Here is an 11,034-nt window from a genome sequence, read left to right on the forward strand (position 1 = left end):
TTTAGAATGAATACACCTTAGATAGAATTTTCGGTTAATTTTTATTATTAACGGTTTGAAGATAGCTTTAAATCAGAGGAGGGCAAAGGATGCCATATTTATTTGGTGGTTTGGTGGTACTAAATGCAATAACGTTGGGCTACTACTTATTCTTGCAGCAGCCATCGACGACGCAAACGTTGACAGCAGCGCAAGAAAATATTACTCAGCCGTTAGCGTTTACGAATAGCGCCAAATATATTCCACCTATCATTGGAAACAAGAACTAGGTGTTATAAAACTAAATAGTTGCAGCAAATTGTTTTGAGCATTTATTAGCTTTAGTGATGAACAGTTCAGCGGCTATCAGTCTTCTTTGTTCCATGTCTTGTGATTAGAGACAGGCGTTTTTTCTGTATCGGCTGCCATGGTCGTATCTCCAGCAACCTTGGAAAGTAGGGGAATACGCACACACACTTGTAAACCTCCGTCGGGATGGTTAATGGCTTCTACCGTCCCATGATGCAATCTGGCGATACGATCGACAATCGCTAGACCTAAACCACTGCCTTGTGTGGTACGTGCTGTCTCTCCGCGTTCAAAAGGCTGCATAATACGTTCTAACTGATCTTCTGCAACGCCATCACCACAGTCACGCACACATATCAGTAATTGTTCTTGCGCCTCTCTATTGACGACATTTTCACTGACGACATCGCTATCTTCCTCTTCAATGGTTTCTATAAAAGTTGGCACAACAGTCGCTGATAGGTAAATGGGCGGTTTGCCATAACGCTTGGCATTATTGACCAGATTGATCACAAGGCGTTTGATAGACATGGGGCGCACAGGAACCACTTTGTGACACTCTGATTGATAGATGAACTCCATTGGTGCAAATTGCACCATGATCTCATTAAAGATGGTATCCAAATTGGTTAGGCTGACTGGCTCATCGGAGCCATCTTTCATAAACGAGATAAACTGCTCTAAAATGGCATCCATGTCTTCAATATCATAAATTAATCCCTCTCGAAAAAAGTCATCAGGTAGCATCTCAGCAGTCAAACGCATACGAGTTAAGGGCGTTCGCAGATCATGCGAGATACCAGCGAGCATAATTGTACGCTCTTTTTGTGCTTGATTTAACGTCGTGAATAGACGATTGAATGCCATGTTGACCTGACGTATCTCCGTAGGTCCTTTTTGTGTTGGCAACGTAGTGGCATGACCGAGGCGAATATAGTTGGTCGCGGCACGCTGCAAATATCGTAGCGGACGATTTAATTGCCGCGCCAGTAGAATAATGGTCAGCAGCGATAAAATAGGCAATCCGATGAGGAAAAGCACCAATAATGCTGGACTATATTGCGAATAATAAACCACGGGTTCACGAATCCAAAAGCTGTCATCACGGCTGTCTTGTACCCAAAGCTGTGGTGTCGGTTTGAATTTAAAATAAACCTCGACAGGTCGACCCAATTGCGCACCGATTTCGCGTTGTAAGACATCAGTGAAGACGCCGACGAATGCCTTATCAGACACGGCTGGAAAGTCATTAGGGTTATTCACTACCACGACATGCGAGTGTTGATAAATCCATTGGCGTACTTCAGGACGATTTTTCCAGTCTTTGTTGACACTATTCATCAACTGCAGCTCGCTCGTCAAGTAACGCGCATGGTTTTTAAGCTCGGGTAAATATAGACTGCGCCAAAAAAACAGAATCGACAAGCTGACACTGATAAGAACAATGAAAGAGACCATCAAGGTTGTCAGCCAAGTGTTGGAGTAAGAGCGCGTAAACCGCCCTTTGCGACGTGGTTGCGATTTTGGTGTGGTCATATGGATCCAACATATTAAAAGATGCTTTATTGAGTTTAGTGTAAAAATGGTGCTTTTTTATGTCGTTCAAAAACAACGTGCCATACTTATGAGTAGCATAATAGCTAATACTCTTGAACGATGACACAATTCGGTAGGCGATAGCATCATTCACTCGCTGACTATGTCATAGAGTAGCATAATCAATGAATGACACGGATGGCTTTAAAACAGTAGGCAACAATTGAATACTCAAATTTGCACTAATATAGTACTGAGTAATACAGCACCGAATAATACAGCACCGAATAATACAGCAACGAGCCACTTGGACATGATGTAGAGGTAGTATCTTCAGTTAAAAATCAGTGGTTATGATCAATTGTATTTTACATCGATGGGCATTTAAGCTATTGTTAATAAATAATTAAATAAGCGCAGTTTATGTTTTCAATAAATCAAGACTGTGATATAATTATGCCCTTTTTGGTATACCTGCGAAAGAGAGAATTCACATGGTTGTTATTCGTTTAGCACGGGGCGGTGCCAAGAAACGCCCATTTTATCAAGTAGTTGTTGCTGATCAACGCCGCGCGCGTGACGGTCGCTATATTGAAAACATCGGCTTTTTTAACCCACTCGCTAAAGAGTCTGAAGAAGCAGTACGCCTAAATATGGAAGCGTACAATGCGTGGATCGCAAAAGGTGCACAACCTTCAGATCGCGTTGCTTCATTAGCAAAAGCTTTCAACAAGTCTGTCGCGCAAACTGAAGCAACTGCTTAAGTTTTGTGGTCACTGAGACGCTGATAGCTCGTCTATAAGCAGTCTCGATAGACTTTAGTAAAAAACATAGCGTAACTGGTCTAACTAGGTACGCCATTAATTGTTTATCGCTTTTAACTGCGTTTATCGTTTTTAATTGCTTTTTATTTATCTTCGCTGTGTTCATCATTGTTAGGTTAGCCGTTATGTCTTCTGCTCCAAACGCTAGTGCCCTTATGAAAATTGGTCAGCTCAAAAAGCCTTATGGCATCAAAGGTTGGCTTTGGGTATTTAGTGAGACAGATGATCGTACGGCGATATTTGACATTAAACCTTGGTGGATGAAAACCGCTACCGGCATGAAGCCTTTAACCGTTAAGGCTTGGCGTGAGCAAGGCACAGGAATTGTGGCTCAGTTTGAGCAGATTCCTGATCGCAATGTTGCTGAGACTATGAACGGGGTAACTCTTTGGGTCGAGCAAGACATCTTGCCAGAACCCGCTGAAGATGAATATTACTGGTCGGATTTGGTCAGCCTGCGCGTTGTAAATGAGCAGGATGAGTATTTAGGCGACATTACTGAGATGTTTGAGACTGGCGCTCACGCAATTATGCGGGTTGCGGCAAACTCAGACAGTTTAGATGCCGATGAGCGCCTGATTCCATGGCACAAGCAAACTGTAGTACAGGTCAGTCTGACTGAAAAAACAGTGCTAGTGGCATGGCCGAGTGATTATTGATAATAATTTTAACTTTGCGGTTAAGCTTTATCAGTAATAACACCGATTCATTTAGCCAATATTAGCCACTGCGCAAGTAGATACCTAATGTATTTTGCCGTTATTAGTATTTTCCCTGAGATGTTTGCCACGATTCGTGAGTTTGGAATCACGGGTCGAGCAGTCACTCAGAAACAAGTGACGATTGAATGCATTAATCCGCGTGATTTTACCAGTGATAATTATCGCCGTATTGATGAACGTCCGTATGGTGGCGGTCCTGGCATGGTAATGATGGCTGAGCCATTATCCCAAGCGATTGAGGATGCGCGCCTACGAGCAAGTCAGCACGGCTGCCGTGTCGACAAAGCACACTGTCCGGTGATTTATATGTCGCCACAAGGACAGACGCTGAGTGAGAGTAGTGTGGTCGATATGACTGAGTATGACGGCATGATTATATTATGTGGTCGTTATGAAGGTATTGATGAGCGCCTACTGTCGCAATATGTTGACATGGAAATATCGCTTGGTGATTACGTACTTACTGGTGGTGAGCTACCAGCAATGGTGCTAATGGATAGTGTGATACGTCGTCTGCCTGATATTATGGGTGATGATAAGTCAGCTGAGCAAGACTCGTTCGTCGATGGCTTGCTTGATTGTCCACATTATACTAAGCCGCATGAGTTTGCGGGTATGGCAGTGCCTGAAGTGTTACTTTCAGGTCACCATGCCAATATCGCGAAGTGGCGCTTTAGTCAGCAAGTCGAACGTACGCAAGCGCGTCGTCCAGACTTATGGCAAGCGTTTACGCCAACGGTAGAGCAAGCAAAGTGGCTAAAAGCATTGGCGAAAGCAGATAAAAAACAGCGTTGATAGCGGCTAAAAAGATAAACAGTTGAGCAACAGAATTTTGAGCAACAACAAAACGAGTCATAGCATAATGGCCGTTTGTCATAACCCACTTACGTTGTGTCTCATTAAAAAGATACGATCCATTATTACAAACAGGTGATATGCGTCAAGCCTCTATTATCTAATGTGAGGAGATAACTCTCATGAGCAACAAGCATCCATTGGTTCAGGTCATCGAAAATGCTCAATTGATTGAGCGCCCAAGCTTTGCACCCGGCGATACCGTTGTGGTTCAAGTAAAAGTACGTGAAGGTGAGCGTGAGCGTTTACAGGCTTTTGAAGGCGTTGTAATTGCTAAACGTAACCGCGGTTTAAACTCAGCGTTTACCGTACGTAAAATCTCAAGCGGTGTTGGCGTTGAGCGTGCATTCCAATTGCATTCACCAATCATCGATAGCATCGAAGTGAAACGCCGTGGCGCTGTTCGCCGTGCGAAACTATACTACTTACGTGAGCGCTCTGGTAAATCAGCACGTATCCGCGAGAAGCTTGCTCCGCGTGCACCTAAAGCTGTTAAGCCAAAAGCTAACGCTTAGATTATATCCAGTATCTGCTTTTAAGCATTGTGCTTAATATCGCTTTATTGCTGAACCGTCTATTATGCGATTCGGCAATAGCGAAAAGCCAGATACAAGCCCTTATTCATAGGTTTATCATATAAATAAGCGGGTAGTACCAAAAAAGACAAAACCCCAATCTGTGCGTATGCCAGATTGGGGTTTTTGTTTCTGTCGTTTTAATTAATGCGCTTTAATTAATATACTTTAAATCACAAATCTAGAGAACCGTTTTAAAAATTGCCTTTAAAGTTCTAACCATCGAGATTTTCGATACGGCTATTTTGGTCTTTAGATTTGCTGTACTTACGCAAGCGTATATAGAGAATTTTAGTGACGGTAGCGATAACTTTTTGTTGATCATCGACGATATCTGCTTGGTATTCCCGAAATACCGGCTCGCCTTCTTTTGCTAATTCTTGAATCGTGGTTATTTCATTGCTAGGAATTTTTAGGCGCGCAGTGACTTTGCTATTACCAGGGGCAATAAACTCAATATGTGAGCTTTTGTCCCAGACCACGTAACTGCTGCCCAGTTGGTGCATCAGCATTATCATATAGAATGGGTCCACCATCGAATACAGGCTGCCGCCAAACTGAGTGCCCACGATGTTTTTATTCAGCGTATTCAGCCCCATACTTACCACACACAAACCTTGATCGAGATTGAGGTGATCGATTCTGATACCAGCGCCTACGTATGGTGCATAAGTGTTGATACGCAGCTTCAGTAGGTGGGGTGTCAATAACGGCATGATACTTTGTTTGGCTCTGCGTTTTAGCGTCTCAAAATTGGTAGGTAGCAAACTCATAAATTCGTCCTATTGCTTCTTTTATATTTTTTAGTGATACCGTTTGAATCAAACTTTTTAGTGTACTTCTATCAAAGAGCAGTCACGAAAGGGCATTTATCATAAGTAAAAAATATCAAAACCGCTAGGCTTAAAGCGTAACTGACATGGATTTTCTATAGTTACTTAAAAGTTATAATAAACTATTTATTATAGCTATCTTTAATATTTAGTTATGTGATAACAAATATCTAGATACAGATAATTATTAAGAAAAAGGTCATTTATTCTAATTTAAAGCCTATATTAAGTGTGTTTTTTCCTCATGGTTTTCTATTAAGTTCAATTTTGTATTAAATGGAAACTTTAATTTATATATTATAATAGTGTATGGACTTTTTTAGTGATTCTAAGTTCGCATTTCGAGTTCTCATGTCATACAATGGCTTGCAATTTTTAATGGACGCTTTAGTCACATCAAATTTCACTATCAAATTATCAGTTAAATAAAGCCTCAGTCGACATAAGGAAATGTGATGAGTAACACTCAGATCCCTTCTTCAGGGTCTAATCAGCAGTCATCAAATCCATCTAATTACGACAGCGAGCCATCAGGTAGCTACCTTGATTTACACAAACCAAGCGCAAGCTTTGACAGTCGTGACGCTTATCTAAATCATGAATTACAAATCATGCAGCCAAAACGCTGGCGTCCCAATTTGCCGTTTCGTGATTATCGCTTTGAGTATGAAGATACTATTCCTGCAATGGCGGCAACGATTGGTAAAGTGGTGATGGTGGGTGCGATTGCTGCAACATTTGCAGGTCCACTTGGTTTGGGCGATGCGTTCGTTTTAGAAAACGTTCGTTATGAGCTATTAATCGTTTCATTTTTTATCATCTTATTTTCAGGATTTCTACTCCCGACAGCCAACCTTGCAGGTACTCACGGCCCCCTTATTCCGCTTATTCCTATTGTCGTGGCCGCTGGCGGCCATCCCATGGCCTTTGGTCTGCTCATCGGTGCCTTCGGCTTGCTATTGGCAATCAGTAAAGGGGGCAGTCTGCTGGCAAACTTGACCAGTAAAGGCGTGTGCGGTGGCCTCTTGATTTACTTAGGGTTTATCGGTACCACCTCACAGGTCAAAAACCTCTTTGCTTGGGCAGAAGGTATTGGCATGTCGCATATTGCCTTTTTCATTATTTTGGCCACTATCCTGCTATATGCATTACTTGAGCATTGGCAAAAACGCTGGCTTGCGGTTCCGCTAAGCTGTGTACTAGGTGGTGGTCTCGCTTTTGCATTGGGTGCGCCCTTTGAGTTCAAAACTGCACCAGGCTTACCAAATATGAATCCAATGTATTGGTGGGGCGAAAACACCGGTTGGATGCTAGGATTACCGACGGTTGAAAGCTTTATTGTCGTACTGCCGTTTGCTATTTTGGCGGTTGCTATGTGGTCACCGGATTTTTTAGGCCATCAGGTTTTCCAAAAAATCAGCTATCCTAAACGTACTGAAAAGGTACTCATGGATATCGATGATACAATGACCAGTGCTTCGTTTCGTCAGGTCGTCGGCTCTGTATTGGGCGGTGCTAACTTTGCGTCATCGTGGGGCACTTATATTGTTCCAGCAGCGATTGCCAAACGTCCGATTCCTGCTGGTGCCTTATTGACAGCATTGTTTTGTATTATCGCAGGGGTTTGGGGCTATCCAATGGATTTGGCTATTTGGCAGCCAGTGATGTGTGTGGCATTGATCGTTGGTGTGTTTATTCCATTGCTTGAAGCTGGTATGGAAATGACTCGTGAAGGTAAAACCACGCAGTCTGCCGCAATTGTGGTGTTTGCTTCTGCATTGGTGAATCCTGCATTTGGTTGGTCACTCACGTTGTTGCTCGATAATTTGGGCTTGATTGGCTCTAAAGAACGTAGCGCCAATTTGACTAAAATGAGCCGCTGGATCATACCGGGTATTATGTTTGTGGTGTTGACAGGTGTGATGGCTATTGTTGGTATGCTACCGGGTATTCCAGCACTGATGGCAAACTTCCGCCATTAATAGCATCTTGCTTACCTATAAAAAGTCAGCCTTGGTGCTGGCTTTTTTATGGGTGATGCTATGATAATAATTGGCTTGTAAAACAATGACTACCGCCCCATAACTAGCAGTATTACAAGACTTTTAAGAGCAAAAAAATCTATGGTCAATGTCTCAGAATCGAGTCCTGTCGATGACAAGAAAGCCCGTCTTAAGCATTTAATCCAGCGCCTACCAAATTTGCCAGGGGTCTATAAAATGCTGGGTAAAAATGGCGATATTTTATATGTCGGCAAAGCTAAGTCGCTTAAGAACCGTGTGAATAGCTACTTTGCTAAAACCATTGACCATCCAAAAACACGAGCGCTAGTGGCACGGATACATAATATTGAAACCATTATTACCCGTAGTGAGACCGAAGCGTTATTGCTCGAGCAAAACTTGATTAAAGAATATCGTCCGCCTTATAACGTGCTATTGCGTGATGACAAATCTTACCTTTATGTGTTTATTTCAGCGGATAAACCTTACCCGCGATTGGCTTATGGTCGCGGTAAAGGCAATCACCAAAAAGGTCGCTTTTTCGGTCCTTTTCCCTCTGCTCATGCTGCCAAAGAGACACTGGTGCTGATGCAGAAAATGTTTCAAATGCGCCAATGTACCAATACTTTTTTTAAGCAACGTAAGCGTCCTTGTCTTGAGTATCAGATTAAGCGTTGCCGTGCGCCCTGCGTGGGTTTGGTATTGCCTGAAGAATATATGGAAGATGTCAATAATACTATTCGTTTCCTAAAAGGCGACTCTAGCGATATTCATAGTGCTTTGATTGAAAAAATGGAAGCTTCTGCTGAAGAATTAGACTTTGAAAAGGCCGTGTTTTATCGCGATCAGCTGTCTATGCTGCGTGAAGTACAAGCTAAGCAAGCCGTTTATACCGTACAAGGTGAGGCGGATGTGATTGCTATCGCTAGTCAGGCGGGCATGACATGCGTCAACGTCTTGACCGTACGTGGCGGTCGTGTGTTGGGCGGTAAGAATTACTTCCCTGATGTGGATAGTAGCGAGCCTTTGGCGGACAATTTATCAGCATTTATTACCTCATTTTATTTTCAGGTAACGGATGACTTGCCACCTGAAATCATGTTGAGTCATGAATTACCGGATCAGGTGGCGGTCAGTGAAGCGCTAGCGAGCCATTTTGGCAGTAAAGTCGTGATCAAAACCAGTGTCCGTGAGCACCGTGCCGAATGGTTAGATTTAGCCAAACTCAATACCAATAATGCCCTAAAAACCAAGCTGGGCGACTATTTAGAGTTGCATGCGCGCTTTGGTGCCTTAAAAGATGTCTTAGCGGACGTCACTGATAGAACCATTGATCGCATAGAGTGTTTTGATATCTCCCATACCATGGGCGAGGCGACCATTGGTAGCTGCGTAGTATTTGACCAAGGTGGCTCGCGTCGCCGTGATTATCGCCAATATGCGATTCATGACATTGTCGGTGGCGATGATTATGCCGCAATGAAACAAGTGCTGACACGGCGTTATAAGAAGCAGCCATTGCCAGATCTGTTGCTGATTGATGGGGGTAAAGGTCAGCTTGGCATCGCTAAAGAAGTGCTAACCGAGCTGGGTATTCTTGGTGATACTTTGCTGATTAGCGTGGCAAAAGGCGAAGGACGTAAGGCTGGGCTTGAAGTGCTGCATTTTATCGATCATGAGCCGTTAGATTTACCGATGGATAGCAAGGCGCTGCATTTACTGATGCATATTCGCGATGAGGCACATCGTTTTGCGATTACAGCGCATCGTAAGAAGCGTGATAAGCGCCGTTCATCGTCAGTATTAGAGGTGATTCCGGGGCTGGGTGAAAAGCGCCGCCGTGATTTACTCAATCATTTTGGCGGATTGCAACAATTGCTCGGTGCATCGCAGCAAGAATTGGCAGGCGTGCAAGGTATTGGGCCAGTACTTGCAAAAACGGTTTATAAAGTATTGCACGAGTAGGCGTTTACATTCTACCTATCTATCTATCTGTCTATCTAAATTTTTAGTAGTAGGGTAAACAGTTTCTAATGTATTACATAGGTAATGGGTACAGTAACTTTTGTTGTAATAACCTCATTATCCTTAGTACCGGCTTTGAATATCATTTTTCTAGCATCACGTAGAGCACTTCGGTCTAATGACACGACGCCTGATGACTCAGTAACAGAAATGGAACTAATTTGACCAGATTTATCAATCAATATGCTCAGGACAACTTCATATTCCTCACCAGCTTTCAAACGTCTAGCTGCTCTGTGTGGAACTGTGAACTGAGGTTGGCGCAATATTTCAGCAGGCTTAATAACAGGCTCTCTTGTCGCTAGACTCTGACAGCCCGATAGTAATATGCCAGTAAAGATAAAGGGTAGTAGTTTCATAACCAGCTGACCTAGTCTGCTTTTATTTTATAAGTCACAAATTTAAAGTCTAAGTCACTTTTTTCATCGTGCATTTTCTCAGATTCTTCGGCCACTTCAAACTCATTTGGCAATTCAGGATAAAAGGCATCGCCATCCGTAATCTCAGTATCGACGTGGGTCAGTTCAATGCGATCGGTATACATCAACGCATCGCTAAACACGCGCTCGCCGCCAATCACCCAAATCGTATCAAGATGCGCACCATGTGCCAGACTTGCTGCTTGCGTTAATGCATCATCTAAATTATGCACCACATAAGCATTGCTTTTGCCGACCAAACCTTTTTGTTCGGCATAATCTAGCTGGGTGCTGATGATGAAGCTCACGCGTTTTGGTAAAGGCTTGCTGCCCATTGATTCAAACGTCTTACGACCCATAATGACGATACCTTGAATCGCACCGTCATTCTGTTTGGTCGTCATGCTTTTAAAATGCTGCAAATCTGCTGAGATATGCCACGGCAGCTCATTATCTTTGCCGATACAGCGGTTGCTACTGATAGCTGCGATTTGGGCAACTTCGGTGTGGGCATAACTCATAATGTATCCTTTTTATTGTCTTTAACATGCTACTTTCATTTGCTGCCTTTATTTAAAACCTTCAATCAGATAAAGGCTAGACTGCAACCTTTGCCCTAATCGCAGGATGCGACTCGTAACCATCAACGCTAATGTCTTCGTATTTGAAAGCAAAGATATCTTTCACATCAGGATTAAGCGTCAGCGTTGGTAGCTTATAAAGCTCACGCGTCAACTGTAATTCAACTTGCTCGCGGTGGTTTTGATAAATATGACAATCGCCACCCGTCCAGATAAATTCGCCCACTTCTAATCCGCATACTTGCGCGACCATATGGGTCAGCAAGGCATAACTGGCAATATTAAATGGCACACCTAGGAATATTATAACCCCTAATTTATGCACAAGACGCCTAATAACATAGCCTTAACAGCTATAATAGCATTGTGCACT

The 11,034-nt window shown here is 43.0% G+C and carries 11 protein-coding genes and 1 pseudogene; 7 read left to right on the forward strand and 5 right to left on the reverse strand.

The window, feature by feature from the left end; genetic code table 11:
* Window positions 1–89 precede the first annotated feature (89 nt).
* Window positions 90–269: a hypothetical protein gene (locus JMX95_RS09070; protein WP_201560620.1), complete on the forward strand. Its 180-nt coding sequence runs from the start codon at window positions 90–92 to the stop codon at window positions 267–269.
* Between the two features lie 76 nt (window positions 270–345).
* Here the strand turns inward: JMX95_RS09070 and JMX95_RS09075 are convergent, their stop codons facing one another.
* Complete coding sequence (locus tag JMX95_RS09075; protein WP_201540625.1) at window positions 346–1,824, reverse strand: ATP-binding protein; 1,479 nt, start codon at window positions 1,822–1,824, stop codon at window positions 346–348.
* Window positions 1,825–2,318: 494 nt separating this feature from the next.
* Here JMX95_RS09075 and rpsP point away from each other — a divergent pair, with 494 nt between their 5' ends.
* From rpsP to rplS, 4 genes are all read left to right on the forward strand, one after another.
* Window positions 2,319–2,588, forward strand: a complete 270-nt coding sequence (gene rpsP, locus JMX95_RS09080; RefSeq protein WP_045445900.1) for a 30S ribosomal protein S16 — start codon at window positions 2,319–2,321, stop codon at window positions 2,586–2,588.
* A gap of 185 nt (window positions 2,589–2,773) precedes the next feature.
* The gene (rimM, locus tag JMX95_RS09085; protein WP_045445903.1) at window positions 2,774–3,307 is read left to right on the forward strand and encodes a ribosome maturation factor RimM; all 534 of its coding nucleotides are present in this window, start codon (window positions 2,774–2,776) and stop codon (window positions 3,305–3,307) included.
* 87 nt (window positions 3,308–3,394) lie between these two features.
* Window positions 3,395–4,165 (forward strand): tRNA (guanosine(37)-N1)-methyltransferase TrmD, encoded by a 771-nt coding sequence (gene trmD / locus JMX95_RS09090; protein ID WP_087813637.1) that lies wholly within the window; start codon window positions 3,395–3,397, stop codon window positions 4,163–4,165.
* Between the two features lie 182 nt (window positions 4,166–4,347).
* Window positions 4,348–4,740 (forward strand): 50S ribosomal protein L19, encoded by a 393-nt coding sequence (rplS, locus tag JMX95_RS09095; protein ID WP_045445905.1) that lies wholly within the window; start codon window positions 4,348–4,350, stop codon window positions 4,738–4,740.
* Window positions 4,741–5,015: 275 nt separating this feature from the next.
* Here the strand turns inward: rplS and JMX95_RS09100 are convergent, their stop codons facing one another.
* Complete coding sequence (locus JMX95_RS09100) at window positions 5,016–5,573, reverse strand: DUF4442 domain-containing protein (protein WP_201560621.1); 558 nt, start codon at window positions 5,571–5,573, stop codon at window positions 5,016–5,018.
* 515 nt (window positions 5,574–6,088) lie between these two features.
* Here JMX95_RS09100 and JMX95_RS09105 point away from each other — a divergent pair.
* Both JMX95_RS09105 and uvrC read left to right on the forward strand, forming a co-directional pair.
* Window positions 6,089–7,615 (forward strand): DUF3360 family protein, encoded by a 1,527-nt coding sequence (locus JMX95_RS09105; protein ID WP_045452432.1) that lies wholly within the window; start codon window positions 6,089–6,091, stop codon window positions 7,613–7,615.
* 141 nt (window positions 7,616–7,756) lie between these two features.
* Window positions 7,757–9,601 (forward strand): excinuclease ABC subunit UvrC, encoded by a 1,845-nt coding sequence (uvrC, locus tag JMX95_RS09110; RefSeq protein ID WP_201560622.1) that lies wholly within the window; start codon window positions 7,757–7,759, stop codon window positions 9,599–9,601.
* 65 nt (window positions 9,602–9,666) lie between these two features.
* Here the strand turns inward: uvrC and JMX95_RS09115 are convergent, their stop codons facing one another.
* The 3 genes and pseudogenes from JMX95_RS09115 to thyA all read right to left on the reverse strand — a co-directional run.
* Window positions 9,667–10,020 (reverse strand): energy transducer TonB, encoded by a 354-nt coding sequence (locus tag JMX95_RS09115; RefSeq protein ID WP_201560623.1) that lies wholly within the window; start codon window positions 10,018–10,020, stop codon window positions 9,667–9,669.
* Between the two features lie 11 nt (window positions 10,021–10,031).
* Window positions 10,032–10,601 carry a dihydrofolate reductase gene (locus JMX95_RS09120; RefSeq protein ID WP_201560624.1) on the reverse strand — a complete coding sequence of 190 codons (570 nt, stop codon included), beginning with the start codon at window positions 10,599–10,601 and terminating at the stop codon, window positions 10,032–10,034.
* A 76-nt stretch (window positions 10,602–10,677) separates the two neighbouring features.
* Window positions 10,678–10,965: pseudogene (gene thyA / locus JMX95_RS09125) on the reverse strand (thymidylate synthase); the annotation flags it as partial.
* Window positions 10,966–11,034 lie beyond the last annotated feature (69 nt).

Origin of the sequence: Psychrobacter sp. NC44 (assembly GCF_904846655.1) — a bacterium.
GTDB lineage: Bacteria > Pseudomonadota > Gammaproteobacteria > Pseudomonadales > Moraxellaceae > Psychrobacter.

Bases quoted from the DNA above. Each gene is read 5' to 3' on its own strand.
- trmD (WP_087813637.1), top strand. From the start codon at position 3,395: ATGTATTTTGCCGTTATTAGTATTTTCCCTGAGATGTTTGCCACGATT.
- JMX95_RS09115 (WP_201560623.1), bottom strand. From the start codon at position 10,020: ATGAAACTACTACCCTTTATCTTTACTGGCATATTACTATCGGGCTGT.
- rpsP (WP_045445900.1), top strand. From the start codon at position 2,319: ATGGTTGTTATTCGTTTAGCACGGGGCGGTGCCAAGAAACGCCCATTT.
- uvrC (WP_201560622.1), top strand. From the start codon at position 7,757: ATGGTCAATGTCTCAGAATCGAGTCCTGTCGATGACAAGAAAGCCCGT.
- rimM (WP_045445903.1), top strand. From the start codon at position 2,774: ATGTCTTCTGCTCCAAACGCTAGTGCCCTTATGAAAATTGGTCAGCTC.
- JMX95_RS09070 (WP_201560620.1), top strand. From the start codon at position 90: ATGCCATATTTATTTGGTGGTTTGGTGGTACTAAATGCAATAACGTTG.
- JMX95_RS09075 (WP_201540625.1), bottom strand. From the start codon at position 1,824: ATGACCACACCAAAATCGCAACCACGTCGCAAAGGGCGGTTTACGCGC.
- rplS (WP_045445905.1), top strand. From the start codon at position 4,348: ATGAGCAACAAGCATCCATTGGTTCAGGTCATCGAAAATGCTCAATTG.
- JMX95_RS09120 (WP_201560624.1), bottom strand. From the start codon at position 10,601: ATGAGTTATGCCCACACCGAAGTTGCCCAAATCGCAGCTATCAGTAGC.
- JMX95_RS09100 (WP_201560621.1), bottom strand. From the start codon at position 5,573: ATGAGTTTGCTACCTACCAATTTTGAGACGCTAAAACGCAGAGCCAAA.
- JMX95_RS09105 (WP_045452432.1), top strand. From the start codon at position 6,089: ATGAGTAACACTCAGATCCCTTCTTCAGGGTCTAATCAGCAGTCATCA.